Annotated in this window: 26 protein-coding genes and 1 pseudogene; 5 read left to right on the forward strand and 22 right to left on the reverse strand. The window is 70.3% G+C overall.

The features are described 5' to 3' along the window. Positions 1-562: 562 nt before the first annotated feature. Together ACFWP2_RS38500 and ACFWP2_RS38505 are read left to right on the forward strand one after the other, a co-directional pair. Positions 563-835: a hypothetical protein gene (locus ACFWP2_RS38500; RefSeq protein WP_380460594.1), complete on the forward strand. Its 273-nt coding sequence runs from the start codon at positions 563-565 to the stop codon at positions 833-835. 109 nt (positions 836-944) lie between these two features. Continuing rightward, the gene (locus tag ACFWP2_RS38505; RefSeq protein WP_380460596.1) at positions 945-3,428 is read left to right on the forward strand and encodes a Helicase associated domain protein; all 2,484 of its coding nucleotides are present in this window, start codon (positions 945-947) and stop codon (positions 3,426-3,428) included. Between the two features lie 1,800 nt (positions 3,429-5,228). Here the strand turns inward: ACFWP2_RS38505 and ACFWP2_RS38510 are convergent. Next, complete coding sequence (locus tag ACFWP2_RS38510) at positions 5,229-5,948, reverse strand: hypothetical protein (protein ID WP_380460598.1); 720 nt, start codon at positions 5,946-5,948, stop codon at positions 5,229-5,231. A 173-nt stretch (positions 5,949-6,121) separates the two neighbouring features. Between ACFWP2_RS38510 and ACFWP2_RS38515 the strand changes: the two genes are divergently transcribed. Continuing rightward, positions 6,122-6,997 (forward strand): hypothetical protein, encoded by an 876-nt coding sequence (locus tag ACFWP2_RS38515; RefSeq protein ID WP_380460600.1) that lies wholly within the window; start codon positions 6,122-6,124, stop codon positions 6,995-6,997. A gap of 18 nt (positions 6,998-7,015) precedes the next feature. On the opposite strand, the gene ACFWP2_RS38520 is transcribed toward ACFWP2_RS38515, so the two are convergent. Then, entirely contained in the window at positions 7,016-7,447 is a 432-nt protein-coding gene (locus ACFWP2_RS38520; RefSeq protein WP_380460602.1) for a hypothetical protein, read from the reverse strand. Between the two features lie 6 nt (positions 7,448-7,453). Here ACFWP2_RS38520 and ACFWP2_RS38525 point away from each other — a divergent pair, with 6 nt between their 5' ends. Next, positions 7,454-7,825 (forward strand): hypothetical protein, encoded by a 372-nt coding sequence (locus tag ACFWP2_RS38525; RefSeq protein ID WP_380460604.1) that lies wholly within the window; start codon positions 7,454-7,456, stop codon positions 7,823-7,825. Between the two features lie 6 nt (positions 7,826-7,831). Here the strand turns inward: ACFWP2_RS38525 and ACFWP2_RS38530 are convergent, their stop codons facing one another. Continuing rightward, positions 7,832-8,770 carry an abortive infection family protein gene (locus tag ACFWP2_RS38530; RefSeq protein WP_380460606.1) on the reverse strand — a complete coding sequence of 313 codons (939 nt, stop codon included), beginning with the start codon at positions 8,768-8,770 and terminating at the stop codon, positions 7,832-7,834. Between the two features lie 245 nt (positions 8,771-9,015). Here ACFWP2_RS38530 and ACFWP2_RS38535 point away from each other — a divergent pair, with 245 nt between their 5' ends. Next, entirely contained in the window at positions 9,016-9,162 is a 147-nt protein-coding gene (locus tag ACFWP2_RS38535; RefSeq protein ID WP_380460608.1) for a hypothetical protein, read from the forward strand. A gap of 28 nt (positions 9,163-9,190) precedes the next feature. On the opposite strand, the gene ACFWP2_RS38540 is transcribed toward ACFWP2_RS38535, so the two are convergent. From ACFWP2_RS38540 to ACFWP2_RS38630, 19 genes and pseudogenes are all read right to left on the reverse strand, one after another. Next, positions 9,191-9,877 carry a DUF402 domain-containing protein gene (locus ACFWP2_RS38540; RefSeq protein WP_380460610.1) on the reverse strand — a complete coding sequence of 229 codons (687 nt, stop codon included), beginning with the start codon at positions 9,875-9,877 and terminating at the stop codon, positions 9,191-9,193. Next, positions 9,874-10,410: pseudogene (locus ACFWP2_RS38545) on the reverse strand (aminotransferase class I/II-fold pyridoxal phosphate-dependent enzyme); the annotation flags it as partial. The pseudogene ACFWP2_RS38545 and the gene ACFWP2_RS38540, both read right to left, overlap by 4 nt. A gap of 128 nt (positions 10,411-10,538) precedes the next feature. Beyond that, positions 10,539-10,958, reverse strand: coding sequence for a hypothetical protein (locus ACFWP2_RS38550; protein ID WP_380460612.1), 420 nt, complete (start codon positions 10,956-10,958; stop codon positions 10,539-10,541). After that, on the reverse strand, positions 10,955-11,323 hold the full coding sequence (locus ACFWP2_RS38555; protein ID WP_380460614.1) for a hypothetical protein: 369 nt from the start codon (positions 11,321-11,323) through the stop codon (positions 10,955-10,957). The genes ACFWP2_RS38550 and ACFWP2_RS38555 overlap by 4 nt, the downstream gene beginning before the upstream one ends. A 201-nt stretch (positions 11,324-11,524) precedes the next feature. Further along, positions 11,525-12,730, reverse strand: coding sequence for a hypothetical protein (locus ACFWP2_RS38560; protein ID WP_380460616.1), 1,206 nt, complete (start codon positions 12,728-12,730; stop codon positions 11,525-11,527). A 53-nt stretch (positions 12,731-12,783) separates the two neighbouring features. Then, positions 12,784-13,260 carry a DUF4231 domain-containing protein gene (locus ACFWP2_RS38565; RefSeq protein WP_380460618.1) on the reverse strand — a complete coding sequence of 159 codons (477 nt, stop codon included), beginning with the start codon at positions 13,258-13,260 and terminating at the stop codon, positions 12,784-12,786. Positions 13,261-13,492: 232 nt separating this feature from the next. Continuing rightward, a complete protein-coding gene (locus ACFWP2_RS38570) occupies positions 13,493-13,618 on the reverse strand; it encodes a surface protein (RefSeq protein WP_380460620.1) in 126 nt (41 codons plus the stop codon). 27 nt (positions 13,619-13,645) lie between these two features. Further along, positions 13,646-13,873 carry an acyl-CoA carboxylase epsilon subunit gene (locus ACFWP2_RS38575; protein ID WP_380460622.1) on the reverse strand — a complete coding sequence of 76 codons (228 nt, stop codon included), beginning with the start codon at positions 13,871-13,873 and terminating at the stop codon, positions 13,646-13,648. Beyond that, complete coding sequence (locus ACFWP2_RS38580) at positions 13,870-15,474, reverse strand: acyl-CoA carboxylase subunit beta (RefSeq protein ID WP_380460624.1); 1,605 nt, start codon at positions 15,472-15,474, stop codon at positions 13,870-13,872. Before ACFWP2_RS38580 ends, ACFWP2_RS38575 begins: the two co-directional genes overlap by 4 nt. A gap of 45 nt (positions 15,475-15,519) precedes the next feature. Continuing rightward, positions 15,520-16,980, reverse strand: coding sequence for an MFS transporter (locus tag ACFWP2_RS38585; RefSeq protein WP_380460626.1), 1,461 nt, complete (start codon positions 16,978-16,980; stop codon positions 15,520-15,522). Positions 16,981-17,025: 45 nt separating this feature from the next. Further along, on the reverse strand, positions 17,026-19,356 hold the full coding sequence (locus ACFWP2_RS38590; protein WP_380460628.1) for an SDR family oxidoreductase: 2,331 nt from the start codon (positions 19,354-19,356) through the stop codon (positions 17,026-17,028). 4 nt (positions 19,357-19,360) lie between these two features. Then, complete coding sequence (locus tag ACFWP2_RS38595) at positions 19,361-20,305, reverse strand: aromatase/cyclase (protein ID WP_380460630.1); 945 nt, start codon at positions 20,303-20,305, stop codon at positions 19,361-19,363. A gap of 49 nt (positions 20,306-20,354) precedes the next feature. Then, entirely contained in the window at positions 20,355-21,140 is a 786-nt protein-coding gene (fabG, locus tag ACFWP2_RS38600) for a 3-oxoacyl-ACP reductase FabG (RefSeq protein WP_380460632.1), read from the reverse strand. 68 nt (positions 21,141-21,208) lie between these two features. Beyond that, positions 21,209-21,487, reverse strand: coding sequence for an acyl carrier protein (locus tag ACFWP2_RS38605; RefSeq protein ID WP_380460634.1), 279 nt, complete (start codon positions 21,485-21,487; stop codon positions 21,209-21,211). Between the two features lie 111 nt (positions 21,488-21,598). Further along, on the reverse strand, positions 21,599-22,816 hold the full coding sequence (locus ACFWP2_RS38610) for a ketosynthase chain-length factor (RefSeq protein WP_380460636.1): 1,218 nt from the start codon (positions 22,814-22,816) through the stop codon (positions 21,599-21,601). Further along, positions 22,813-24,084 carry a beta-ketoacyl-[acyl-carrier-protein] synthase family protein gene (locus ACFWP2_RS38615; protein WP_380460638.1) on the reverse strand — a complete coding sequence of 424 codons (1,272 nt, stop codon included), beginning with the start codon at positions 24,082-24,084 and terminating at the stop codon, positions 22,813-22,815. The genes ACFWP2_RS38610 and ACFWP2_RS38615 overlap by 4 nt, the downstream gene beginning before the upstream one ends. Then, positions 24,081-24,410: a TcmI family type II polyketide cyclase gene (locus tag ACFWP2_RS38620; RefSeq protein WP_380460640.1), complete on the reverse strand. Its 330-nt coding sequence runs from the start codon at positions 24,408-24,410 to the stop codon at positions 24,081-24,083. Before ACFWP2_RS38620 ends, ACFWP2_RS38615 begins: the two co-directional genes overlap by 4 nt. A gap of 42 nt (positions 24,411-24,452) precedes the next feature. Further along, on the reverse strand, positions 24,453-25,922 hold the full coding sequence (locus ACFWP2_RS38625) for an FAD-dependent monooxygenase (RefSeq protein ID WP_380460642.1): 1,470 nt from the start codon (positions 25,920-25,922) through the stop codon (positions 24,453-24,455). Positions 25,923-26,144: 222 nt separating this feature from the next. Further along, positions 26,145-26,716 (reverse strand): biotin/lipoyl-containing protein (locus ACFWP2_RS38630; RefSeq protein ID WP_380460644.1); only part of this gene is annotated, 572 nt, incomplete at its 5' end.

A 26,716-nucleotide genomic window follows, 5' to 3' on the forward strand; every position in this document is an offset into this window, starting at 1 on the left:
CGCCGGGTAACCACGGGCCTTCGGCCCGGGTTGCTTGCGCCTTCGGCGCTGCGCGACGGCTTCGCCGTCGGTACTGCCCCGGCCTTCGGCCGGGGGCTCTCGGCTTCGCCGAGAGCTGGCCCGCGCTGCGCGCGGGCAGCGGGCCGGCTGCGCCGGCCGGATCGGGCTGCGCCCGATCCGCGGGGGTGGTGGGCGCTGCGTGCGCGTGGGTGGTAGCGGGTCAACTCCGCGCTTCGCTGCGGAGTTGGGTGGATGTCAGGGTGGGGCCTTCGACCCTTGGTGGGGTGGGGTGAGGTTCGGGCTTCGCCTAGGCTCACTGGGACAGCGGGTGGGGCCGCTTCGCGCCGTAGGGGTGGGTTGGTGAGGGGTCGTCGGGTAAAGGGGTCACTCGTTGGGGTGGCACGAGGGCGGGCTTCGCCCGTTCTGGTGCATCAAAGACAGTAGCCCGCTAGACTCTGGATCGTTGGGCAGGCACCGTGGCCCTCAGCCTCTCAGGATCGGCCGGGTTCGGCGCCTCGCTAAAAGGCTCCCAGATATGACTCCAGAATGGATGGTGAGCGCTGTGATTGTGCGAGACGCGGACGGTATTGAGCTGCCGGACCCCGAAAAGGCGGCGCCGGTCGATCTGTGGCGGGTGCTGCGGATTTTCCCGGGCATCGCCGACGACATGGAGCAGGAGCCGCACAGCTTCGCCGTCGCCGGGCCCCTGCTGATCGCCCAGTACGAGCGGCTCTCTGACCTCAGTCAGTGGGTGACGACGTGCGTCCACGCCCTGCACGACAGGCTGGCCGACGATCTGCACAACGGCCGGGGCCCCTGGACGCCCGAAGACTGATCCGCCATCACGGAAAACAGGCTCCCCTCCGAATACGGGACATCCCCGAAAAAGCCATGGCGACTTTCCTGCCGCGTCGCATGAATTCCGGAAAAAGGAGACAGTAATTATGGCGAAGAAAATTCGCCTGAACCAGGAAGAGGCCTGCGACTCAGCAGTACGACTTCTGACGCCTCCGGCGTCGGGTCTGCTGCCACCGGAGGGGCTGCGGTGCCAGATCCGCGCGGCGACGGGCTCGGGGAAGTCGCTCACCGCCGTTCACGTCGCCGGGCGGCTGCGCTCGGAGCGGACGCTGGTGCTGGTGCCGTCCCTGCCCCTGCTGGAACAGACGGTGGAGGTCTGGAGGCGCGAGGGGCACGGCGGCCGCATGGTGGGGCTCTGCTCCCTCAAGGGCAGCGAGCAGCCCGGCATCCCGTGCACCACCGATCCGGCGGAGCTGATCTGCTGGACGGCCGGCCCGGAGCGGGTGACGGTGTTCGCCACCTACGCGAGCCTGGGCCTGGGGCACCTGGAGAGGGCGCAGCAGGCCGGGTTGCCGGCCTTCTCGCTCGCGGTGGTCGATGAGGCGCACCGGGTGTCCGGTCAGGCCGGGAAGCCGTGGGCGGCGATTCTGGACAACACGAGGATCGTCTGCGACAGGCGGTTGTTCATGACGGCCACCCCGCGGCTGTGGGCGGTCAAGGAGCGGGACCGGGAGCGGGTGGCGGCGGCCGGGATCGAGTCGGCCGAGCTGATCGCGAGCATGGACGACGAGAGCCTGGCTGGTTTCGGGCCGATCGCCCACGACTACCCGCTCGGGCAGGCGATCTCGGACGGGGTGATCGCGCCGTACCGGATCGTCTGCGTCGACGTCTCCGACCCCACCCTCCAGGGCCTGGAGCAGCGCGGTGCGAGTGAGATGTCGGTGGAGTACCGGGGTGCGCGTCTGGCGGCCTTGCAGACCGCTCTGCTGACCGCTGCCGCCGAGTGGGACCTGGCCCGGGTCCTGTCGTTCCACCACTTCGTGGCGGAGGCGCGGGCGCTCAGCACCGGCCTGCCCGAGGTGGCGAAGGTGCTGTGGGAGCAGGACCCGGCGCTGCACCCGGCGCCGGAGCTGATCGGCACGGGCTGGCTGGAGTCCGAGCACACCGTCGCCGAGCGGCGGGCCACGCTCGGCGCGTTCTCCTCGCTGCTCGCCGAGGACGGGCTGCGGCTGCTGCGCTACGTGCTCTCCTCGGTCAAGGTCTTGAGCGAGGGGGTGGACACCTTCGACTGCGACTCGGTGTTCTTCGCCGACGTGCGCGGCTCCATGGTCGACCTGGTCCAGGCCGTCGGGCGGGCCCTGCGCATGCACCCCGGCAGCGGGAAGATCGCCACCATCGTCGTGCCCGTCATCCTCGGTCCTGGGGAGAGCGGGGAGCAGCTTCTGTCCTCGCGGGCGTTCGACGGGCTGGCGAAGCTGCTGATGGCTCTGCGCTCGCACGACGCGGCCGCCGTCGAGCGCTTGGCCCTGCCGCAGTCCGAGACCCGGCCCCCAAGGGAGCCGAGGCACGCCAGCGACCCGGACGAGCGGCGCTCCGTCCAGGCCGGGGAGCAGTTGCTCCAGTTCTCCACTCAGCGCGATCCGGCGGTGATCGCGGCGTTCGTCCGCACCCGGGTCCTGGAGCCGGAACGGGAGGAGTTCCGGCGGGGTCTGGAGGAGCTGCTGGCCTACCGGGAGAAGTTCGGGGATGTGAAGGTGCCCTACGCCTACACCGCGCCGTCCGGGCATCGCCTGGGCTCCTGGGTGGCCGACCAGCGCCGCTACAAGGCCGCCGGGGTACTGGACGCGGAGCGCTTGAAGGAGTTGGACGGCCTCGGCATGGTGTGGTCGGCGTTCGACTCCGCCTTCACCGACAACCTGGTCGCGGTCGCCGGCTACGCGGCCGAGCACGGCCACGCCTGCCCGCCCGCGGACGCGGTGTGGGGCGGGCGGCCGGTCGGGACCATCATGAAGAACCTGCGCACCGCCCAGCGGCGCACCGAGGCGCTGGAGCACCGGGCCGAGGCCGGCCAGACCGGTCTGGACTGGACCGGGGCGCTGTCCGCCGACCGCAAGGCCGCCCTCGACGAGATCGACCCGGGGTGGTGCCCGTCCTGGCCGGTGGACTGGCGGCGGTGCTTCATCCTGGCCCGGCGCCACCTCCAGGACGGCGGAACGCTGGCCGGGGCCGAGCCTGGCAGCATCGTCGTCCAGGGCGAAGACCTCGCCGGATGGGGCCGCGCGCAGCAGGTCGGCTGGGACAAGCTCGTCCCGGCGCAGCAGTGGGCCCTGGAGCACGTCCTCGGACTCGAACCCCTCGCGCCGGAGGAGAAGCCGGCCCCGAAGGTGAGCCACGCGGAGAAGGAGCAGCGCAACCTCGCCGCAGCCGCCCAGTACCGGGCCCGCGAAGGGCACCTGAACGTCCCCCGCAAGCACAAGGAGACGCTGCTCCTAGCCGACGGTGAGGACGGCAAGTCGACGGAGATCGTCGTGGCCCTGGGACTCTTCGTGGCTAACAGCCGCCTGCGGCGGGCCACCATCCCGGCCGAGCGGGCCGCCCGGCTGACCGAGCTGGGGATGCGCTGGGAGTAGCCCGAGGCGGCGGCCCGGCTGCGGTGCAACGCGGCCCGGCCGCCGTCCGGCGGGGCGAAGGTCCAGGTCAGGGGTGCAACGCGGGTTCTCGCGTTGCACCCCGCGTTGCAGTCGGTGGCCTGTCGCGCCGAGCTGTCGCGCCCAGCCCGCGCACGGGGGATCGCGGGTATCCGTGCAGGTCGCAGGACGCGACAGCACCTCACGCGGCAGGGGTCGCGACAACCCCCGCGACAGGTTTCGTCGGCGCCGCTCACGGGGTGCGGTCCTTCACCGGGTAGAGCTCGGCGTGCCGCACCCGATCCTCCCACCACCGGTCAGCCGGGGCCGAGAAGCGGGCGGCCATCAGCTCCCGCCGCGGGCGCTGACCCCACCCGGCCCTCTTGCCCCCTGGAGGCTCTCCAGGGGGCCTGTGCCCGCTCTGCCCGCCGTGTCCCGAGGAACGGCGGCGGGCAGAGCCGTCTCCGCCTCCTCCAGCGCCCTCCAGGGCCGCCCGCGCCCCGCGCCGCCACACCACGCGCGGCCGGCACCAGTCGGACGCCGAAGAAGAAAGAGCCCGCCGCAGGCGCCGAACCCGACCGACAACGACAACTGCCAACTACCAAGACCAAAAGAAGAAGAAGAGAGGGTTGTCGGGGTGGTGAGTTCCACCTTGATGCCCACTCACCACCACCTCTGACCTGCGACTTCTACCGAATGCGGGGCGCAGCGGGCGGGTGGGCCGGCCTCGGGTTGGCGCACCGGTTCTCACCACTCGTTGTCGGGCCGGTTAGTGCGCCCGTTGTCGGGCCGTGATCGCGGAGGCCCTTCGTGGTGAGAAAACCGGTGAGAAGCGTGGGCTTTCCTCCGGGTGTTATCCCGCTAGTTCTGGTAAGCGTCTGGTTTGCCTCTTCACCGCAATCTCGCAGCTCAATGCGCATCCCACTGAGCCACCCCAAGCAACAGGACTGTTGCACTCGATGACGCGATAGCCGGCCACCATTCGGTGTCTTACTTCATCGGTTGGATGCTTGGACCACTCGATGGAGAGCTGGTTGCTGGCGAGCTTGTTGCAGGGCAGGCCAGGTTTGCTGCAGGTGAAGACGTGGAGGTCGGCCCCTGGGGAGCCACATGCGTGACGACCCCAGCGAACCACCAGAGAGCGAAGGCAAGAAGGAGGACTGCGGCCAGAGGCCAGGTTGTCGCCCAGGACCTCCATACCGAATGCAAGCGAGTCTCCGCGGGAGGGGCCACCCCTCCAGGCTGCCCCGTCGCGAGAAGTGCCATGGCGCGGTCCTGCTCGGCGCGATAGTTAACTCGGTCGTCACGGTTGCGAGCCTCGATCTGGAACAACATCACAGCGACGAGGACAAACGTCCCAGCCACTACAAGGCGTAGAGCGCTGGCCAGCTGGTCCGGGTGCGCAACCTTGCTCGCCGCATCCATGACGAGCTTTGTTGCCACGAAGTCAAGGATGATCACGGCAGTGATCATCCGGAGGCCGATTGATCGCCGTTCAGCCATCGAGTCGCGAAAATGCGCCGCAGCCTCCAGGTGTGCGCTCGCGTCTGGAGGGCTGTTCGGAGGAGGTTGTGTCACGCCACTCCGTTCATGAGTCCGGCAGCAAAGCGGATGAATTAGCCCTTAGGGCGCATTTGCTGACTAATCCTGCCAGTGGACCGTTGGCGGGTGCCCGCAACGGAGACAAATTGTGGCTGCTCAGAGGGATCCCATGGCCGCAGCCTCGGGCAACACGGCTGTTGCATCGCCTGAACGGGAGCTTGATCTCCCGTTCAGGTGATGCAACCAGCTGACCGGGTCGATCTATGGAGTGAGGTTAGAGATGTGGAGCCCGAGGGCAAGGGTCGGCGTCTTCTCCCATGTTGGCGCTGGCGCGCCAACATGACCGGCTCCGGCTTCTGCCGTCAGCCGGACCACCGAGCGGAAGAACTTCACGCAGTCCTCGGCGTCGTCGAGCCGCAGAGTTGGCGCGGCCTTTGCCGCTGCCGACGAGCTTGGGTCACGGACAGCGCCCAGGATGGGGAGTGAGTGGATAGTTGAGTGACCGTGCGCGACATCATGGCGAACTCGGAGCCATTGCTTGATCACCTCGGCGACGTGCTTCGGTTCAACCAGAACATCCTGCTTTCCCCGGCCTCCGCGCTGGGTCCAGGTCCAACTCGGCATCGGGTTGAAGCCGACCCTCTTGAGAAGGGACACCGTCTGGTCCGGGCCTGGCGTGGAGAACTTCTCCAGCACGGCGTTGAAGTCGATCTCCCATTGCCGCATGGCAGCGTGCAGCAGGCGGGAGTTCGGCGGAGTAGCCCGCGACTCGACCAGCGCCTCGTCTCGCAAAGCCATCGCGGCATCCTGGACGAACGCCTGCCAGGCGGCGACCGCCAGGACTATCGTGCCGCGGTTCACTGAAGTCTCCGTGGTCCGCCGGCCGCGTCCGCCATCGCCCGCCGCCTTGTGCACCTTGATCAGGTTGTCGCAGTGAGTCATCGCGTTGGCGAAGTTGTCCACTGCCTCTTGCATGTCCATCAACAACTCATCTCTGCCCGGGTCACGATGCCCAGGCGAGCTGATTGTCCGGCCAACTCAACGATTCTGCTAGGCATTTGATCAACCTCGCCGCAAGATCGCACCAGCTGGTCGCATCACCCGGACGAGGTAATCAGGCGCTTCCGGAGGAGACCGAGCAGTAGTCTCCCGCCATGGCCTCCGGTAACTGCGTGCTCTGCGGTGCTCCCGTTCGCTCGAAGGGGGAGCACGTCTTCCCCACCTGGTTCCTCAAGCGGTATGACGGCCAGGGGCCGTTCACAATCTCGGTCGGTGGGAAGCCCGTGGCCAAGCGCAACGGCAAGGTGGAACGCGACCAGATGTCACGGGTGATGCTGCCGGTGTGCGGCAGCGACAGCCGGAACGACTGCAACAAGCGGCTCAACGACGTGTTCGAGAACCCGGGCAAGCCGCAGGTCCGCGCCGTCCTTGACGATCTCCAGCCGATCACCGGTTCTGAGGTGCTCCCCTTCGTCCGCTGGGTGGCGAAGACCCTGGTGCTGCATGCTCACCCCCTGGCCAGGGACTCAGAGATCGGCCTCCTCAACATCGAGGGCCGCCGTCCTCTGGTGCTGCCCGAGTCGCTGCTGCGGACGATGCGCGACACCGCGATGCTGCCGGACGACCTGTCACTGTGGATGGGGGTGGTCGACCCGGACGGGGCCCCGGTGGCCATGCCCGAGTTCGAACCGATCCACCTCCCCGACGTCGACCGTCCCGACGGCGTCGGCGGGGAGAGCGGCGGGACTCTCCTCGGCTTCTCGCTGCCCGGTGACAAGCAGGTCCTGTTCCAGCTGCTGTTCCACCCGTTGTGCGATGTCTCCAACCCGTTCGAATCCGCAGGCCTGATGACCCGGCTCTGGCCTGCCCCGCCAGCCGTGCTCGACATCACGGCTCTCCCCGTGCTCGACGAGGAGGCTGGCAGCATCATGGGCCAGTGGGTGGTGACCGGGGGCATCAGCATCAGTCTCCAGCCCGGCGAGCGCTGGCCCGACTGCGCCACGATGAAGGCGTTCTCGGCGCTCTCCTGACGGCATCCCCTTGCCAGGTTAGGGCAGGTGCCCGGGTTGCCGGGGCAGGACCCGGACTTTGGCCGCATCGGCGGCCTGCCCGGAGAGCGCGGCGTTCTCCAGGGCGAGCAGGTTGAGGGCGGTCGCATAGGTGTTGAGGCGCGCTTCGAGTTCCCGGCAGTGCGCCTGAAGGTCGGCATGCTTGATTTTGAGCTCCTCGAAGGCGTCGGCGGACCGGGCCTGGCTTCGCCGCTTGGCCTCGTCCTTGATGACCTGCTCCTGGAAGAGGTCCTTGAGGTCGGGGTGCTGGTGGGTAAGATGCCAGCGCTTGAGGCCGGCTTCGATAGCCAGCTGGGTGACGTTGAGCCTGCCGTTGGACTGCTGCGGGGTTCCAGCAAGGAGCCGATTCATCGCCATGATGATCGCCCGGCGGGTCGGGTCGGTCTCGCCGCCGAGTGGGAGCCTCGTCATCGGCTGGTGACTCCCTGCAGTGAGAAGCTCGCCGCCAAGCTGATCGGCTACGCCCGCTTCCGCGAGCACCACCCGATCCCGCCGCACCTGCGGCGCACCGCTGGCGCGCAGAGCGTCCTGCCGGCCTGGCAACAGCACTACCCGGCCTTCCCGCGACTGCTGTTCGTCCTGGCCGACACTGGCGAGCGCGCCGTCCGGCAGCGCATCCGCGACCTCCAGACCATCGCCGACGGCCACCCGCTGGTCGCCCGGATGCTGATGACCGTGAAGGCCGGCGCGGCCCGCCTGGACGACCTCGAGCAGCACGGCACCAGCGCCGCGATGTGGCACACCCTCACCGACCACACGCGGCCGCTGTGCGGGGCCTGGCAGCTGTAGGGCCGGCTACTCGTTCAGGGTGAGCAGCCCCCGGTCGACTCGTTCCTCCCAGGTGTCGAGGAGGAACTCGGTGACGGCGACGGCGCTGTTGAGGGCGAGCCTGGCGTGCCGGGTGAAGGCGGGGCTGGGCGCGGCGCGGCCGTGGCCCAGCCCGAGCTGGTTGCGGAGCTCTCCCAAGGTCTGAACGGTGGTGACGAGGGTGCGCAGGATCTTCTGGGCGGACTCGCTGCCCTTGGCGCTGTCGGGTACAGACTCCGCCTTGAGGGCCAGGAGTTCGGCGACCTTGCGGTAGAGGACTGGGAGTTCGTCGGAGTTCGTGTACTCGACTCCGCTGCGGCCGAGTATGACCTTGCACAGGCTCTCGACGAGTTCCTTGCTGGAGGCGATGGCGGCTGCGGGGTCTTTCTGTAGGCCGTCGCGGATGCGCACCAGGTGCTCGTGGAGGACCCGGGGGTCGGTGAGCAGGGGGCGCGACTCGAGTTGCAGTTCGGGCTGATCGCCGTGGAAAGAGGCGTTCCGGACGCCCTTGAAAACGGGCAGGCCGCTGATCGCGCCGTCCTGGACGAGCTCATAGCCGTCGGCCGCGAGCAGGGCGTTGAAGACCTCGAGGAGGTGGTCGACCTGGACGCTGTCGGGGCGGACCACCGGGTGCAGCATCTCGGCGAGGAAGCGCAGGAAGGTGCTGTCGGAACCGTTCAACAGCTCGAAGCGGTCGTCTGTGAAGACCCAGTCGTCGTCCCAGTCGTGGTTGTTGAACCGGTGCTGGACGATGTCGCCGCGGGCGTTGGTGAACCTGGTGTCGTAGCTGACCATGGCTTCCAGGTCGTAGATCCGACGGAGGAAGTCGTCCTCGTCGAGGCGCCCCGCCCAGGCGACCTGCTCCAGCGTGATCGTGTCGAAGATGCGCCGCCGCGTGACCTCGGTGATGCCCTGCTGGGGTGCCACTGCCGTCTCCTCCCACCCTGGCGACCGGCTGCCGGGGCGAGTCAGTATGGCAGCGCTGTGGGCCCCGCCATCAGCGATTTTCCCGTACGAGCGGCAGCGGCTGGACGAGTACGTGCGACGAGCGTCCGGGCCGCTCTCCTGCAGGGGGCCTGCCGCGGCATCAAGACGTCCGTCAAGGTGCCGTGTGTGGTCTCCAAGGTTGGAGGCCGGTCATCAAGGAATCCACCAAGGTTGGCGGCCTCACCTTGGCGCGCCTGGAGGAGGCCGAGCGGCAGGCCGCCCACGCGGTGTGGGCGGACGAGTTCTGGGCCGGGCTGTCGGGCGAGGACCGGGTCGCCGCCCGCAGCCGGCTCAAGCACACCGACGAGCCGGCGGAGTGCTCGGCCGCGTAGTCCGGTGCCGGGAGCCGTGCGTTGCCCGTCACGCCCGGTAGGGCACCGTCGAGGGGGTGGGTTCGTCGGCGCTGGGCGGCAGCGTCGGCAGCGGCCAGTCGGGGTCCGGTGCCCAGGTGGGCCAGCCGGCGGCGAACGGCCCGGCCTGGTTGTCCAGCATGCTGATCGCGCGGCCGCGGGCCCGGTCGATCTGGCCGGCCGTGTAGTCGTCGACCACCCCGAGACGGCGCAGCTGGGCGTACTCTTCCTGGTCCTTCCAGTGGTGCCCGGACAGGTCGGGGGTGATGACGAGGTCGAGGGCGAGGTCCATGGTGTCGATGCCGAGGCCGGGCTGGCGCTGGTAGGGGCGTTCGAAGTTGACGTACCAGCACAGCGGCTCCCTGGTGGCCGCGTCCTGGAAGCAGTGGACGGAGAACCACTCGCCGGCCAGGAAGTGGCTCAGCATCTCGGTGCCCTGCCAGCGGTAGGGGTCGAGGGTCCAGGTGCTGGCCGCGAGGTCGGCGAGGCCCTGCTTGCGGGCGGTGTCGTCGCCGGTGGCGAGCGAGGTGATCCAGGTCGTCGGCGCCAGGCTCTCGATCCCCGGCCAGTAGGCCAGCGTCAGCACGTGGCCGGTGTCGGCGACCACCCGCTGCGGCATGGCGGTCCACACCCGGCCGGCATGGACGTCGCGGCGCACCACCGTGGTGCCGGGCAGGAACAGGTTGGTGTCGGTCACGGCGGCAGTGTTCCCAACCACCAAGCCGGGAAGTCCACTCGAAGGAGTGACGCACCGACCTTCCGGAGCGACTGTTGTCCGGAGCCGGGTGCGTACCGGGCAGGGCCGCGTACGGCGTCGGCCGGGCTCGGCCCGGGTCGGCCCGCAGCACGGGCTCCGGGGTGCAACAGCGCGTTGCACCCCGGTTCCCCGTGGTTCGTGCAGGTCAGGGGTGCAACGCGGAGCGCGGCCGGGGCCTTCGTGTTGCGCGTGTTGCATCCCGTGTTGCACCGTCGGCGGGTCAGGTGCGATGCCACGGGTGACGAGGCCGGGATCACCGCGTGGGTGTCGGCGAAGCGGCCGAACTGGACGAAGTTGGCGTCCGAGTCGGTGACCTCCAGGCCCATCCCCCGCAGCGCGTCGACCAGCCGGTCGCGCTCCTCCTTGAGCCGTCCGACGTACCCGAGCAGGGTGTCGGTGTGCTCCAGGCAGGCCAGCGCGGTGGCCTGGGTGACGGCCGACAGGTGGTACGGCAGGCGCACCAGCTGCACCGATCCGCGGCCCGGGTCCGGGTCGCAGCCTGTCCCCGCCGAGTTGCTCTGCCTCTTCCTCGAACCCCGGCCTTCTGCCCGCCGCCGCGAACTGGCCCGCCGGGGGAGCGGGTCGGCGGAGCGGAGTCGGTCTACGCCGCCGTCGTGCCCCGGCCCGGGGCGGCGTGGGCGAGCGCGATGATGACACGCGGGAAGCCGTAGGCGGCCAGCACGTCGGCTGCGGCAATGAGCCCGGTCAGGTACCAGGGCAGGTGGCCCGGGTCACCGACCGGGTAGGAGACACCCGCATACCCGATGGCCATCGCGAACAACAGCAGGACCGTGAACAGGCGGCTGCCGGCGGTGGGGCCGCCTGTGGTGTCGATCCGGTGCAGCAGTTGCGCACAGGAGATCCCGGCCGTCGGCAGAACGATCGCGGCCAGCCAGCTGATCGGCCAGGCGGTGCCGAGCGCGGTCAGTCCGGCTGCCGCGTACGGCACGTTGACGGCCCACCAGAGCACCGCGGCGGCCGTCAACACCGCCCTGCGGCCGGTGAACCGGCTGGCGCTCACCGGCCGCCGTCCTGGGGGTGGGGGCCGAGAGCGGCTACGGCCAGGGCCTGCACGGCCGGCGCCCAGCGGGCGATCAGGTCCATCACGTCGGGCAGCTCGGCGGCGTAGGCGGTGAGGATGCTGCCGTCCTGGTTACCTTGCAGGTCGATCGCGAAGCGGGGCACCGTTTGGTAGCGGTGATACACCGTCATCTCGATCGGAAGCTCCTCCCCGGGCCACTCGCGTGCGTGCGGGTTGGAGCTGGTCCACCGTTCGAACCCGGCCTGCTTCAGGTTCGCGTACCAGTCGCCGCTGCCGTCGTCCGGGACGGGGTCCTTGGGCAGGGCGGTCCACTCGCCGCTCTCGTACACCAGCCAGTCGCTCATCAACGCCTTCTTCCTTCCACCTCTCGGGTGCACGCCAGTCTCGGGCAGGCGGCACTCCCGGCGCGGACGAATCAGAGATCTCGTCCGTGGACAGCCCGGGCACCGACCGGCCGGCTGCGCAGCGGGGCAGGCGGGGCGCCCCGGCCGGACGGATGAAGGCGGGTACCGAACTCCCCGCGCCCGGCGGCGGGGAACAGCCAATCAGCTCCGGCGCCACCAGGAGCGGGAGTGCTTCGCCTCGGCGGCCGCAGCTTCGGCTGCGGCCCGCTTGTGCTCGGCCCGCTGGTCGGCGTCGGCCTGGCGGCAGCCCGCGCACAGCCCGTCGTCGTCCCAGGTGTCGGCCTGCTCCTGCTCGGCCCATCGCTCGTCCGAGAAGCTGGCCGTACAGCGGGTGCAGGCCGGACGGCGGCGCTCCCGCTCCGCCCGTCGGCGTTCCGCCTCCCGCTCCTCACCGGCGCGCCAGGCGGCCTCCTGCTGCTGCTCCAGCAGCAGGTCACCGTCCTCGTTGCCGAGCACCTCGATGAGGGTGGCCCAGCGCCGGCCGCCGAAGCGCCACCAGATCGGCCCGCCCGCGCCGAAGCGGCGCAGCAGCGGCATGGTGGTCGCGATGACCGGCAGGGCCCGGTGGTAGTCGCGGGCGGTGGTCTCCTCGCCTCGGTAGGCGGGGGCGTGCCAGGCCGATTCGGAGGCGGCCTCGACCTCGCGGATGCGGCGCAGCAGCCGGTCGTGGTCGGTCTTCGCCTTGGCCTTCTTCTGCTCCGGGGTGAGCGGCGGGGCGCCGGGCCGGCGGTCGCGTTTGCGGCCGGCCTCGAGAACCAGGGCGACCGGCGGGAGGCCTTCGCGGCCGGTGGGCGGGTAGGTGGCAGTCCACAGGCGCAGGTCGTGGGTGCGGGCGCCGGGGCGGCGGAGCGAGGCTTCGAAGGCGCGCTTGGTGGCGCCTCTGGCGGGGAGCTGGCACCAGGCGCGGTAGGTGGCGAGCTTGGCGACGAGGGTGCCGTTGCCCTCGTTGTCCCGGTCGACTTCCACCAGGAGCACCGGCACGTTGGTGCCGGGGTCGGTGAGGACCAGGTCGGCGAACAGGCTGCGACGGCCGGGCAGCTTGTGCTCGACTTCGGTCGCGAACGCGGCGAGGTGGCCGAAGCCGGCCTTGGCGAGCAGACCGGCGGTGGCGGCGACGTTCAGGGCGTGCTCGGAGTAGGCGGCCGACGGCTTCTCGCGCCGCGGGCGGGCCGCGGCGAGCTTCGTCCCGGCCGGACGCCGGACGCCGTCCGGGCGGTCGTGATCTCGCGGGAGGTGTCCACGACGATCTTGCCCAGCTCTTCGCCCAGGACGACGGCGGAGGCCTCCTCCTTCACCGCCGGCAGATCGAGCACCAGCAGCCACCACCCCGGCAGCGCCTGCGGACACCGCCTACGCCATGGACCGCTTGGCCAAGGCCAGGCATGAAGGGGCACCACCTACTACGAGCCGGCCGCCGAGAAGACAGGTGGTGCGAGGCGGTGAGCCCAGGCGCCTGTCTCCTCCCCGGCGATCTGCTCGACACGCGTGACCAGAATTCCCGGCGCGGCCTTCCGGTAGCGGTACTCACCCACGCCCTGCTTGTAGCGGATCACTTCAGTATCAATCCGCTGGTTCGCCCGGCTGAAGGAGATCCAGCCTCCTTGCCAGTCAAAAACATGACGAATCCCGGTCAGGAGGGAAGCGAAGGACCCGAGCAACGCAACAACCCAACTCCCGGCTCTGACCGCGACCGCGAAAGGCACCCCCGCAGCCAGAACCAAGATCATCAAATCGAGCAGCCTGGCCTTCCACCGGGCACTGCGCATGTTCTGCCGGTACCACGTCCCTCGTACGACGACGCTCGGCGGGACTTCGGGCCATTCCACCTTGGCCAGGTCGTCCCACCAGATTTGTGATCCCAACGAGTGCTGCCCCACCGATGCTGCCTCCGACCTGCGCTTCTCACCAGCAGCTCAGCACACCAGAGTGCGAGACCCCACAGCTTCACGGCACGCGGCGGCCACACCTTTGCAAGACGGCGGACTCCCCCACCAGGGCGAGCGCGGTCACGAGGGAGCCGTCGGCGCCTGCCGGTAGCCCCTGCGTACCAGGGTGCCCGTCGCGCCTGGCTCGCGGCGGGGCGATTCGCTGGGGTTGGTGGCTTGGGTGTCAGTCGATGCTGCGGATGATGTGGGGGTCGGTGGTGTCTTCTTGTTCGCCGGCCAGGAGGAGGGGTGGTGGGGCGAGGGCGTCGCCCGGTGGGGTGGGGGGTGGGGTGGGAGGGGCGGTGTCCATGGGTGCTCGCTTTCTGTGGGCTCCGGGTCAGCGTCCTCCTCGCGGGGCTCGTCGGCCCCGGGGGTCGCGGTGGTGGGGGGTGCGTTCGGGGCGGTTCCAGGCGGCGGCGGTCGGGGCCGGTTCCGGGTCCGCCGGGGTGAGCGCCGCGCGGGCGAGGAGGAGGGTGGTGAGTGCGGCGAGTTCGCCGGGGTCTGCGTGGCCCTTGAGCACCCTGATGAGCGGGAGCGGCTCGATGGGCTCGTGGTCGGTGCTCATTGCGGGGGGTTGCCGTGCTTGCGGGAGGGCAGTTCGACGTGTTTGGCGCGGAGCATGGCCAGTGACTTGATCATGATGCGGCGGGTGTCGCGGGGGTCGATGACGTCGTCCACCAGTCCGCGTTCGGCTGCGTAGTAGGGGTGCATCAGCTCGGCCTTGTATTCCTTGATCTTCTGTCGGCGCATCTCTTCGGGGTCGGGGGCGGCGTTGATCTCGCGGCGGAAGATGACGTTGGCCGCTCCTTCGGCGCCCATCACGGCGATCTCGTTGCTCGGCCAGGCCAGTGCGAGGTCGGTGCCGATGGAGAGGGAGTCCATGACGATGTAGGCGCCGCCGTAGGCTTTGCGCAGGACGAGGGAGATGCGCGGGACCGTCGCGTTGCAGTAGGCGTAGAGCAGTTTGGCTCCGTGGCGGATGATGCCGTTGTGCTCCTGGGCCACGCCGGGCAGGAACCCGGGTACGTCGATCAGGGTGACGAGTGGGATGTTGAAGGCGTCGCAGAACTGGACGAAGCGGGCGGCTTTCTCGCTGGCGTCGATGTCGAGCACGCCGGCGTAGGAGGAGGGCTGGTTGGCGACGATGCCCACCACGTCGCCGCCCAGGCGGGCGAGTGCGCACACCACGTTGGTCGCCCAGGCCGCGTGGACCTCGAAGTAGTCGCGGTCGTCGACGATCTCCTCGATGACGCCGCGGACGTCGTAGACGGCGCTGGGGTCGTCGGGGACGAGGTCGAGCAGGGCGTCGCAGCTGCGGTCGGTCGGGTCGGTGCAGGGGGTGGTGGGGGGTAGTTCGCGGTTGCTGGAGGGCAGGAGTGAGAGCAGGTAGCGGACGTCTTCGATGCAGGTGTGCACGTCGGGGTAGACGAAGTGGGACACGCCGGAGGTGGCGGCGTGGACGTCGGCTCCGCCCAGGCCGTCCTGGGTGATCTCCTCGCCGGTGACGGCGCGTACGACGTCGGGTCCGGTGATGAACATCTGTGAGATGCCGCGGACCATGAAGACGAAGTCGGTGAGGGCGGGGCTGTAGGAGGCGCCGCCCGCGCACGGGCCGAGCATGACGGAGATCTGCGGGATGACGCCGGAGGCCTTGGTGTTGCGGCGGAAGATGCCGCCGTAGCCGGCCAGGGCGCTGACGCCCTCCTGGATGCGGGCGCCGGCGCCGTCGTTCAGTGAGACGAGGGGTGCGCCCGCGGCGTGGGCCATGTCCATGATCTTGTGGATCTTGGAGGCGTGGGCTTCGCCGAGTGCGCCGCCGAAGATCCGGAAGTCGTGGGCGTAGACGAACACGGTGCGGCCGAAGACCGTGCCCCAGCCGGTGACGACGCCGTCGGTGTAGGGGCGGTTGGCCTGGAGGCCGAAGCCGGTCGCGCGGTGGCGGCGCAGGGGTTCCACCTCGGTGAAGGAGTCCTCGTCGAGGAGCAGGTCGATGCGTTCGCGGGCCGTCAGCTTTCCGCGGGCGTGCTGGCGTTCGGTGGCTTCGGGGCCGGGGCCTTGCAGGACTTCCTTCTTGATCAGGCGCAGTTCCTCCAGCCGCTGGTCGGTGGTCCATCCGGACCGGTTCCCGTCGGTGGGGCCGGTCAGGGTCCTCTCCCGTGCCGACATGGACGTCACTCTCCTGACTTGGGTTCGTGGCCGGGGGTCCGGGTCTCAGCCGCGGCGCGGCCGTAGTCCTGCCAGTGCGGTGAGCAGGCCGAGTGCTCCGATCAGGGTGACCAGGACGAGGGCGGGGCGGCAGGCCGTGAGGAACTCGGACGCGGGTGCGCCGGCGGGTGGGCGGTGGGCGGTGAGCAGGGCGGCGGCCAGGGCCGGTACGAGGGCTGCCGCGGCCTGGACGGCGCTCTGGTACAGCCCGGCGCCCTGGGCCCGGTGCTGGGGCGGCAGCTGTGCGGTCGCCTGGGTGTTCAGTGCGGCGAAGGACAGGACGAAGCCGGTTCCGACGAGCAGCATCGTGGGCAGGACGGCGGTGGTGTAGTCGAGTGGCCACGGTCGGCGTAGCTGCCAGAGGTATCCGGCGAGCGGGAAGGCGGAGCCGGCGGCGATGAGCCGTGCGGTGCCGAAGGCGGCGATCATCCGTCCTGACAGCAGTGCGGTGGCGGCGAGGGGGGCTGCTGCCGGCAGGAGGGCGAGTGCGGTGGTGAACGGGTGCCAGCCGTCGAGGGTCTGCAGTTCGTAGGTGAGGACGAACAGCAGGCCCAGGTATGAGCCGTTCAGGGCGGCGGCGCCCAGGATCGAGCGGGCCAGTGGGCCGTTGCCGAGGAGGGTGAAGCGCATCAGGGGCTGGGGGGTGCGCCGTTCGATGGTCACGAAGGCCGTGAGGAGCAGCGCCGAGGCGGCGAGCAGTGCCGTGGTGCGGGGGGAGGTCCAGCCGTGTGCGGGGGCGGAGGTGATGCCGGCGACGAGGGTGAGCAGTGCGGCTGTGCAGGTGGCGGCGCCGGCGGTGTCGTAGCGTCGTGGTGTGCCGGCGGCGTCGTGTCGGCCGGTTTCCGGGGGGGTGCGTGGGATGAGTCGGTGTCCGAGGAGGAAGAGTGCCAGGACGACGGGGGCGGGGAAGGCGAGCGTCAGGCGCCAGTCGATCGGTGTCAGTGTTCCGGACAGGAGGAGTCCTGCGGTGAAGCCGCTTGCGCCGAAGAGTGTGTAGACGGACAGGGCCCGGTCGCGTGGGCGGCCTGCCGGGTAGGTGGTCTGGATGATCGCCAGGCCGGTCGGGGCGGTCAGTGCGGCGCAGAGTCCCTTCACGACGCGGGTTGCGACGAGCAGTCGGATGTCGTCGGTGAGGGCGGCGGCCACCGAGGCGGCCGCGAAGCCGAGGAGTGCGGTGAGGTAGACCTCGCGGCGGCCCAGGAGTGCGACGACGCGCCCGCCGAAGAGCATCAGTCCGCCGAATCCGATGGCGAAGCCGGTGATCATCCATTGGGCCGAGGTCAGTGGCAGGTCGAGGTCCGTGCCGATCGATGGCAGGGCGACGACCATCACGGAGACTTCGAGTGCGTCGATGAGCATGTTGCCGGCGAGGACGAGGAGGAGTCCCCACAGTCGCAGGGCCGGTGTTCCGGTCGGTTGTGCTGTCGAGGACGGCGGGGGGCTGGAGGTGGATGGTGTGCTGCCCACGATCCTCCTTCGCTTCGGGCGGGGCGGCGGGGGGCGGGTGGGTGGTCAGCCGAGGAGTGTGCCGCCGCTGGCGTCGATGAAGGCGCCGGTGACCCAGCGGGCGTCGTCGGAGGCGAGGAAGGCGACCACGTCGGCGACGTCCTGGGGTTCGCCGACCCTGTTGAAGGTGGACAGGGCTGCCATCTGCTCGACGGCCTGCGGGATGTCGAAGACCGGGTTGCTGTTGCGTGTGATGCCGGGTGCCACGCTGTTGACGGTGATGCCGCGGGGGCCGAGGTGCTTGGCGAAGTGCAGGGCGAGCATCTCGACGGCGCCCTTGGTCATGGCGTAGGCGATTTCGTCGGGGTTGGCGAACCGGGTGAGTCCGGAGGAGATGTTGATGATCCGGCCGCCGTCGGGCATGTTCGGCAGGGCGCGCTGGATGATGAAGAACGGTGCTTTGGCGTTGACGGCGACGAGGCGGTCGAACTGTTCGGGTGTGGTGTCCTGGGGCGCCACGCCGCCCATGATTCCGGCGTTGTTGACCACGATGTCGAGCTCGGTGGAGCCGGTGCGTTCCTTGAGTCCCTGTTCGAGTCCGAGGAACAGCTCGTGGACGCCGCCCGGGGCGCCGAGCTCGGCCTGGACCGCGAAGGCGCGGCCGCCGTCGTTCTCGATGCCGCGGACGGCTTCTTCGGCCGCTTCCCGGCCGGTGGAGTAGTGCACGGCGACCAGTGCGCCCTCGCGGGCGAGGCGTTCGGCGCTCGCCCGGCCGATGCCTCGGCTGGAGCCGGTGACGAGCGCCGTCTTGCCGGTCAGGTTGCCCATGGTGGTCCTCCTGTGGTGTGGACGGTGGGGTGCGGTGGTGGGCCGTGTGCCGGTCGGTCGCCGTGTGTCGTGCGGGGGTGTGTGCCGGGTGTCGGGGGTGGTGGCGGTGTTCGCGGGCCCGAACCAGCGGTCGAGCGCGGTGAGCAGGCCTTGTTGGTCGGTGCCGGCCCAGGCCACGTGGCCGTCGGGGCGTACCAGGACGGTGGTTCCCTGGGTCAGGGGGCCGCAGGCGGCGGTGGCGGTGACGGTGTCGACCCGGTCCGCCCATGCGGCGGCGGCCGCGGGCAGGGCCCGGTCCGTGTGGGCGGGGGCCGGGTGGAGCAGGAGCCCGTGTCCGCGGCGCAGCAGTGCGGTGGTGGAGGTGGTCGTGGTGTCGGTGGTGAGGTCGGTGGGTGCCAGCCGGGTTCCGCACAGGGGGTGTGCCCGGCCGTGGTCGTAGCGGATGGTGAGGCCGCTGATCGTGCCCGCGAGGTGTCGGCGTACGTCTTCGTGGGCGATCAGTTCGGCCAGGACGGCGCGTAGTGGCTCGACTTCGGGTCCGCCGAGCAGCAGGTGTGCCTGTGCGCGGATGCCGGAGAGGACGTCGCGGCCGACGCGGTGGCGTTCCTGGTGGTAGCTGTCCAGGAGTGTCGGGTGGGCGTGGCCGGTTGCGGCCGCCGCGAGTTTCCAGCCCAGGTTGACGGCGTCCTGGAGTCCGAGGTTCAGTGCCTGGCCGCCGATGGGCATCTGTTGGTGGGCGGCGTCGCCGGCGAGGAGCACGCGTCGGTCGCGGTAGTGGGCGGCCTGGCGGGAGGCGTCGCCGAAGGAGTTGACCCACAGGGGCACGCCGTGGGTGATGTCCTCGCCGGTCACCGTGTGCCAGGCGTCGGCCAGTTCGGTGTAGTGGGGTCGGGCGGTGCGGGGTCGGCTGGGGCGGCCGAACCGGTGGACCATCACCCGGGTGACCGTGCCGGGGCCGCGTGCGGCGATGGCGAGGCCTTTGTCGAGGCGTTGGAAGCGCCGGTCGGGGATGTCGATGGCGTCGACGTCGGCCCGGATCAGCTCGCGTTCGGCGGATGTTCCGGGGAAGGGGATCCCGGTGAGCTTGCGGACCGTGCTGTCCTCGCCGTCGCAGCCGACGACGTAGTGTGCGCGCAGTCGTACGCGGCCGTGCGGGCTGTCGGCCTCGACTTCGACGTGGTCGTGGTGCTGGCGCAGGCCGCGGACGCGGTGGCCGGGGCGGTGCTCGGCGCCGAGGCCGCGGGCCCAGGTGCCGAGCAGTTCCTCGGTGCGTGTCTGCGGGACCTTCCACTGTCCCGCGAAGGGGCTGTCGAGGTGCAGGTCGAGGGGGATGCCGCCGAAGTGGCCCATGGGTACGTGCGGGGGTGTGCCGAGGTCGTCGAGCAGTCCGCGCTGGTCGAGCAGTTCCATGGTGCGTGCGTGCAGGGTCGATGCGCGGGACTCGGTGGTGGGGGTTTCGCGTTGTTCCAGGAGGGTCACCTGTGCGCCCGCGAGCCTGAGTTCGCCGGCGAGCATGAGTCCTACGGGGCCTGCTCCGACGACGATGACGTGGGTGTCGACGGCTGTCATCGGGTCAGCGCCGGGCTTCGGCGTAGTTCTTGGCGTGGCCGAGTGTCGCTCGGCTGTTGGTGCTCAGTGCCGTCCGGACGTAGGCCTTGGCGGTGGCGATGTCGGCGTCCGGTCCCAGGACCGCGGTGATGTTCTCGGGGCGGATGACGATCGTGTGCTGGGAGGAGGCGGTGACCCCGTGCTCCGTCTCCTGGAACGTCCAGTAGCCGGTGTGCAGGCTCAGCAGCGCGGGGAGGGTGGTCTGCTTGTAGGCGATCTTCTCGTGTGGCAGGCAGACGCGGTAGGACTTGGTGGTGTGGAGCGAGCCGTCCTTGGCCCGGGTGTCCATCTCCAGTGTCTGCAGTCCCGGTACGTCTTCGGTCAGTCGTACGGTGGCCACGTGCGGGAGGCGTTCGGACCACAGGCCGGCTTCGTTGATGAAGTCGTAGACGTCCTTCGCGGAGCCGGCGATCTCCACGGTGTCCTCGAAGGAGAGGGTCAGTTCCGTGGAGGAGGCGACGAATTCGAGGTTGTCCTTCAGGGCGGCGAGTTCGCTGCGTGAGTTGCGGTCGACGGCTTCGTCGATCCACTTCAGGTTCTCGGGGTCGTCGTCGACGGCGCGGTAGTCGTGCAGCAGCCGCAGGCGTGTCCGGGACGCGGAGAGCGGCTCGACGATCCAGGTTCCGCCCATGGCCGCTACCGGTGGGGTGGTCACCTGCTGGCGGAAGCCGATGCGCATCCGGTCGGGGTCCAGCGCGCGGCGCGATGTCCAGTTCTTGGCCTCGCCGTTGGCGGTGGCCCAGATCCGGATCACTTCTTCGGTGCCGGTGTTCTCCACCCGGTCGACGTAGATCGACGGCGGGAAGAGCCGGGGCCAGTTCTCCACGTCGGCGATGAGCCGGTACACGTCGGCGGCCGGGGCGGAGACCGTGATCTCGTGCTCGACTTCGCGCGGTGCGGGCTGGGACATACTCGTGGCTCCTAGGGTGTGGGCGGCGCGGCTCGCAGGGCGGCGGGGCTCAGAAGTTGCCGAGTCCGCCGCAGACGTTGAGCGCCTGGGCGGTGATGGAGGCGGCGGTGTCCGACGCGAGGTAGCCGACCAGGCCGGCCACTTCCTCGGGGGTCGAGTACCTGCCCAGCGGGATCTTGGCGGTGAACTTGTCGAGGATCGCCTCCTCGGTGGTGTCGTAGGCCGCGGCGTAGCCCTGGCGGACGCGCTGGGCCATCGGGGTCTCCACGTATCCCGGGCACACCGCGTTGACCGTGATGCCGGTGGGCGCGAGTTCGTTGCCGAGGGCCTTGGTGAAGCCGACGACTCCGTGCTTGGAGGCGGAGTACGGGGCGCCGAGCACCACGCCCTGCTTGCCCGCGGTGGAGGCGATGTTGATGATCCTGCCGCGGTCCTTGCCGCGCATTCCGCCGGTGTTGAGTACGGCCCGGGTCATCCGGAAGACGCTGTTCAGGTTGGTCTCGATGACGTCGTTCCACAGGTCGTCCTCGATGTCCGCGGTGACGCCGCCGCCGCTGCGGCCCGCGTTGTTGACCAGGACGTCGATCGTTCCGAAGCGGGCGGTGGCGGCGCGGACGAACTCCTCCGTGCTCTGCGGCGAGCGCACGTCGAGTGCGGCGCCCTCGACGTCGAGGCCCTCGTTCCTCAGCAGCTTGACGGTGGAGGCCACGTTCTCGGCGCTGCGCGCGCCGATGAAGACCTGGTGTCCTTGTTCGGCCAGGAGCCGGGCGGCGGCCAGGCCTATGCCGCTGGTGGCTCCGGTGACGACGGCGACGCGTTGGGTGTGCTGCGGCATCTGGTTCTCCCCTGGGGTGAGGTGCCGGTCGGACGGGGCGGGTGGGCCGGCCCCGTCCGGCGGGCGGGTCAGGCCGCGACGTCCGCGGCGGCTGTGATGTGCTCGTTGACCGCGGCGACGAGCAGCCGCGGGGTGACGGAGTCGGTGAGGGTCGCGTCGTCGAGGGTGATGTCGTACTCGCGCTCGATGCGGCCGCCGGTTTCCAGCAGGGCCAGGGACTCGTAGCCGAGCTCCTTGAACTCCGTGTCGAGGATGTCGCCGTCGAGGTCGACGCCCTCTTCGGCGCCTGCGCCTTCCAGCAGGATCCGCCTGAGGTCGTCGAGGGTGAACGTGCGGGTGCTGTTCACGTCGGTGCCTTTCGTTCGGAGGCCCGGGGGCCTCGGTCCGTGGGGGTGGGTAGGGGCGCGCCCTTCACCGTCGTGGGGGGCTGGGGCGGTGAAGGGCGCGCGTCTTGCGGTTCAGCGTCCGGACGCCTGGAGGACCACTGCGGAGTTGAAGCCGCCCTGGCCGCGGGCGAGCACCAGCGCGGTGCGCAGCCGTGCGGGGCGCGGCTGGGTGACGACCAGGTCCAGTTCGTAGTCGGGCGAGGGCACGACGTTGACGGTGGGTGGGATGAGTCCGTCGTTCATGGCGAGCAGGGCGGCGGCCACGTCGAGTGGGCCGGCGCCGGCGTACAGGCGGCCGGTCATGGTCTTGGGTGCGGTGACGGGTACGCCGCGCGGGCCGAAGACGGCGCCGATGGCCTGTGCTTCGATCCGGTCGAGTTCGGGCAGGCCGGCGGCGTCCGCGAAGACGACGTCGATGTCCTCGGGGGCGAGGGCGGCGTCTTCCAGGGCGAGTTCGAGGGTGCGCTTCAGGCCGGGGGGCCGGCCGCTGTCCGGGTGGGGGTCGAAGGTGGCGGCGTATCCGCGCAGTTCCCCGTAGGTCCGTGCGTCGCGTCGGCGGGCGGCCTGTGCGTCTTCCAGGACGAGGATCGCTCCGCCTTCGCCGGGCACGTGGCCGCGTGCGTCGGCGTCGAAGGGCAGGTAGGCGCGGGCGGGTTCGTTGCTGGTGCTGATCCGGCCGCCGGCCAGTTGTGCCACCCAGCCCCAGGGGCAGATCGCGCCGTCGACGCCGCCGGAGACGATCAGCGGGGTGCCCTTGCGGATCTGGCGGCGGGCTTGTGCCAGGGCGTCGAGGCCGCCGGCCTGGTCGCTCACCAGGACGCCGGAGGGTCCTTTCAGGCCGTTGCGGATGGATATCTGGCCGCTGTTGACGGCGTAGAACCAGGCGAAGGACTGGTAGGCGCTCACGTACTGGCTGCCTTGGCTCCAGAGCTTCTGCAGTTCGCCCTGGCCGAATTCGAACCCGCCGGCGGAGCTGGCGGTGACCACGCCCATGTCGAACTCGGGTAGTTCCCGCGGTCGTACCCCTGCGTCGGCCAGGGCCCAGTCCGCTGCGGTGAGCGCGAGTCTGGTCATGTGGTCGGTCTGCGGCAGCAGCCTGCTCGGCAGGTGTTCCTGTGCGTTGAATCCCGGTACCTCGCCTGCCAGTTGGGCCGGGTATCGGGCGGGGTCGAACCGGGTGACGCGGCCGATGCCGCTCTTGCCGCCGCAGGTGGCGGACCAGAAGTCCTGGACGCCGAGGCCGTTGGGCGACACGACTCCTATGCCCGTCACTGCCACCGGGGTGGTCATGCCGGCCTCCTGTCGGGGCGGGCCAGGACCATGGCGCTCTGGAATCCGCCGAATCCGCTGCCCACGGTGAGGACGGTGTCGGTGGTCCACTCGCGTGCGGTCAGGGGCACGTAGTCCAGGTCGCACTCGGGATCGGGGGTGTGGAGGTTCGCCGTGGGCGGTACGACGTTGTGCCGCATGGCCAGGGCCGAGGCGGCGATCTCGATCGAGCCGATGGCGCCCAGCGAGTGGCCGACCATCGACTTGATGGAGCTGACCGGTACCCGGTAGGCGTGGTCCTTCAGGCTGCGTTTGAAGGCGGCCGTCTCGTGCCGGTCGTTCTGCTTGGTGCCGGATCCGTGGGCGTTGATGTAGTCGATGTCCTGGGGGTCGATGCGGGCTTCGTCGAGTGCCGAGCGGATCGCCTCGGCCATCTCGGCGCCGTCGGGGCGCAGGCCGGTCATGTGGTAGGCGTTGCTGCGGGTGGCGTAGCCGGCGATCTCCGCGTAGATGTGGGCTCCTCGGCGCCGTGCGGTGTGGAGTTCCTCCAGGACGAAGACGGCGGCTCCCTCGCCCAGGACGAAGCCGTTGCGGCTGCCGTCGAAGGGCCGTGACGCGCGTTCGGGTTCGTCGCGGCGCGGTGTGGTCGCCTTGATGGCGTCGAAGCAGGCCATGGTGATGGGTGAGATGGGTGCGTCCGAGGATCCTGCGATCATGACGTCGGCGCTGTTCTCGCGGATCAGTTCGACGGCGTATCCGACGGAGTCGAGGCCGGAGGTGCAGCCGGTGGAGACCACCGTGCTGGGGCCCTCGGCGCCGACGGCCCAGGCGACTTCGGCGGCGAAGGAGCTGGGGACCAGGTAGTTGTACAGGTGCGGCACGGCGTACTCGTGGTCCACGCAGTGGAGTCGTCCGCCGTCGCTGACGACGCGGTATTCCTGGTCGAGTCCCATGGTGGCGCCCACGGCGCTGCCGACGGTGACGCCGACGCGGTGGGGTTCGTGGGCGGTCAGGTCGATGCCGCTGTCGGCGAGCGCTTCGCGGGTGGCCACGACGGCGAACTGCGCGGCGCGGTCCATGCGCCGGGTCTCCTGCGGGGTCAGTCCGTGTGCTTCGGCGTCGAAGTCGATCTCGGCCGCGACGCGTGAGCGGAAGGAGGAGGGGTCGAAGAAGGTGATGCCCCGGGTGGCGGTGCGGCCGGCGCTCAGCAGGTCCCAGAAGTTCCCGGTTCCCACGCCGCCGGGTGCCAGGACGCCGATGCCGGTGATGGCTACGCGGCGAGCGGTCACGCTCCGCTCCCCCACGAGTAGAAGCGCTGGGCCAGCGCGTCGGCGGGTGAGCGCCAGGTGGCGGGGTCGTAGGCCTCGATGAAGGGCTTCAGGTCGTCGCTGATCCGTACGAAGCGCGGGTCGGTCTTGGCCTCTTCGATGAGTTGGCCGCCGTTGTCCGTGTCGAAGTCCTGGAGGTGGAAGTACAGGCCCCGGTAGGCGAAGAGCTGGCGACGCCGTGTGCCCATCAGGTGCGGCATCTCGGTCCGGTCGAACTCGCCGAACAGGCGGGCCACCTCGTGCTGTGACGCCGCGTTCATGCGGGCGACGATCAGTGAGCTGTGCATGGTCTCTCTCCCTGTGATGGTGCCTGCGTCCGCGGGCGAGCGTCAGGCGGCCGGGCCGAACCAGCGTTCGAGGGCCATGGGCAGGTCGCCGTGGCTTCCCGGGGCGGCCCAGGCGACGTATCCGTCGGGCCGCACGAGGACGGCCGACGTGCCCGAGAGCGGGCTGTTCGCGGGCAGTTCGCGCGGTTGTGCGGTCACCAGGTCGACTCGGTCGCGCCAGGGCAGGGCCCTGCGGCGGAGCTCGCTGTTGTCGGTGAGGTCGAAGAGCACGCCCCGCGCGGGGCGCAGTGCCTCGACGCTGCGGCGGATCAGCGCGTGCCCGGTCAGGGGCACGTCGGGCATGCGCCGGCCCAGCAGCGGGTGGCGTCCGCCGTCGACGTCGTAGCGGATCTCCAGGCCGCTGACCATCGCGGCGAAGTGCCGGCTGACGTCCGCGTACCCGATCAGTTCCGAGACGACGTCGCGCAGCGGCTGCACCTCCGAGCCGCTGAGGAACAGCAGGCCCTGGGCCTGGGTGTTCAGCAGCAGTCGCCGGCCCACCGGGTGCCGTTCGGCGTGGTAGGTGTCCAGCAGGGTGACGGGGGCGCGGCCGCGCACGACCGCGCCGAGCTTCCAGCCCAGGTTCACCGCGTCCTGGATGCTGGTGTTCATGCCCTGGCCGCCGGCCGGCAGGTGGATGTGCGCCGCGTCGCCGGCCAGGAACACCCGGTCGCGGCGGTACTGCGTGGCCTGGCGCGTGGCGTCGCCGAACGCGCTCAGCCACACCGGTTCGGCGTGGCTGATGTCGTCCCCGGTGAGGCGTTGCCAGGCCGCGGCCACCTCTTCCCAGGCCGGCGGCTTCTCGCGGCGCTGCGGCGGGGTGCCGCGCTCGCAGACGATGAGGCGGGTCACGCCGCCGGGCAGCGGCCCCACCATCACCATGCCGCCGGGGAGCGTCTCGCCGATCATCCGGGGTTCGAGGGTGATCCCCTTCACGTCGGCCAGGAACATCTCCATGGTCGCGGCGGTGCCCGGGAACTCGAAGCCGGCGGCCTTGCGGACCGTGCTGCGGCCGCCGTCGCAGCCCACCACGTACTCGGCGCGCGCGGTCCGTACTCCCGAGGGGCCTCGTACCTCGACCTCGACGCTGTCCTCCTTGCCGGTGACGGACAGCACCTCGTGGCCGCGGCGGATGTCCGCGCCGAGGTTCGTGGCCCACTCCTCCAGGACCGTCTCGGTGGCCGACTGGGGTACGGACTTGGCCGCCTGGTGTGCTCCTTCCAGCACGCCGAAGTCGACCGGCAGGCCGCCGAAGTGGCCGACGTTGCTGGTCTCGATGTCTCCGAACCGGGACAGCAGTCCTCGCTGGTCGAAGATCTCCATGGTGCGGGCCGTGAAGCCCAGCCCGCGCGATTCGCCGGTCCGTGCGGCCAACCGCTCCAGGACCATGACGTCGACGCCGGCGAGCCTCAGCTCACCGGCGAGCATCAGGCCCGCGGGCCCGGAGCCCACGACTATCACTGCCGCGTCCATTTGCCCCTCCTCATGTCCTGTCGTGCGTTTCGGGGATTCCTCGCATGAACCGGTCGACCGCGCGGTTGGCCGTGTGGGGCGCGGCCGCGTACCGGTGGTCCGGTATCCGTGTGCCGTGTCGCGGCCTCGGCCCGCTCGGCGGTGTGCTCGTCGCCGGCGTCCGCGGCGCTCGCGCGGGTCCCGGTCGTCACGTCGTGGTGCGCCGGGTGCTGCCGGGCCCGGTCAGTCCTTGATCTCGCAGACGGTCGCGCCGGCGGTGAGGGAGGCGCCGATTTCCACGGCGAGGCCCTGGACGGTGCCGGAGCGGTGGGCGTTCAGCGGCTGTTCCATCTTCATGGCCTCCAGGACGACGACGAGGTCGCCTTCCTTGATCTCCTGGCCCTCCTCGACCGCGATCTTGACGATGGTGCCCTGCATCGGGGAGGCGAGGCAGTCGCCCGAGGCCGCCGGCGAGGACATCGCCGCCCCGCGGCGCTTCGGCCTCACCGTGGCCGGTCCGGTGCGGCGGGAGGGGCCCGTGCCGAGCGAGAGCGAGGTCGGCAGGGAGATCTCCAGGCGCTTGCCGTCGACTTCGACGACGACGCTCTCGCGGCCGGGCTCCTCGTCGGCGTCCGTGTCGGCGGGGAGGGTGAACGGCGGGATGGTGTTGTCGAACTCGGTCTCGATCCACCGGGTGTGGACCGTGAACGGGTCCGAGGTGAACGCCGGGTCGGTGACGACCGCCTGGTGGAACGGGATGGCGGTGGCCATGCCCTCGACCTTGAACTCGGCCAGCGCGCGGTTGGCCCGCTCCA

Source organism: Kitasatospora sp. NPDC058444, assembly GCF_042721415.1.
In the GTDB taxonomy this organism is placed as follows: domain Bacteria; phylum Actinomycetota; class Actinomycetes; order Streptomycetales; family Streptomycetaceae; genus Kitasatospora.

Excerpts from the sequence above, each read along its gene's own strand:
- ACFWP2_RS38595 (WP_380460630.1), bottom strand. The coding sequence starts at position 20,305 with ATGTCCCAGCCCGCACCGCGCGAAGTCGAGCACGAGATCACGGTCTCC.
- ACFWP2_RS38610 (WP_380460636.1), bottom strand. The coding sequence starts at position 22,816 with ATGACCACCCCGGTGGCAGTGACGGGCATAGGAGTCGTGTCGCCCAAC.
- ACFWP2_RS38520 (WP_380460602.1), bottom strand. The coding sequence starts at position 7,447 with ATGACGAGGCTCCCACTCGGCGGCGAGACCGACCCGACCCGCCGGGCG.
- ACFWP2_RS38505 (WP_380460596.1), top strand. The coding sequence starts at position 945 with ATGGCGAAGAAAATTCGCCTGAACCAGGAAGAGGCCTGCGACTCAGCA.
- ACFWP2_RS38590 (WP_380460628.1), bottom strand. The coding sequence starts at position 19,356 with ATGACAGCCGTCGACACCCACGTCATCGTCGTCGGAGCAGGCCCCGTA.
- ACFWP2_RS38570 (WP_380460620.1), bottom strand. The coding sequence starts at position 13,618 with ATGGACACCGCCCCTCCCACCCCACCCCCCACCCCACCGGGCGACGCC.
- ACFWP2_RS38580 (WP_380460624.1), bottom strand. The coding sequence starts at position 15,474 with ATGTCGGCACGGGAGAGGACCCTGACCGGCCCCACCGACGGGAACCGG.
- ACFWP2_RS38575 (WP_380460622.1), bottom strand. The coding sequence starts at position 13,873 with ATGAGCACCGACCACGAGCCCATCGAGCCGCTCCCGCTCATCAGGGTG.
- ACFWP2_RS38555 (WP_380460614.1), bottom strand. The coding sequence starts at position 11,323 with ATGAGCGACTGGCTGGTGTACGAGAGCGGCGAGTGGACCGCCCTGCCC.
- ACFWP2_RS38620 (WP_380460640.1), bottom strand. The coding sequence starts at position 24,410 with ATGCACAGCTCACTGATCGTCGCCCGCATGAACGCGGCGTCACAGCAC.
- ACFWP2_RS38510 (WP_380460598.1), bottom strand. The coding sequence starts at position 5,948 with ATGGACATGCAAGAGGCAGTGGACAACTTCGCCAACGCGATGACTCAC.
- fabG (WP_380460632.1), bottom strand. The coding sequence starts at position 21,140 with ATGCCGCAGCACACCCAACGCGTCGCCGTCGTCACCGGAGCCACCAGC.
- ACFWP2_RS38515 (WP_380460600.1), top strand. The coding sequence starts at position 6,122 with ATGGCCTCCGGTAACTGCGTGCTCTGCGGTGCTCCCGTTCGCTCGAAG.
- ACFWP2_RS38625 (WP_380460642.1), bottom strand. The coding sequence starts at position 25,922 with ATGGACGCGGCAGTGATAGTCGTGGGCTCCGGGCCCGCGGGCCTGATG.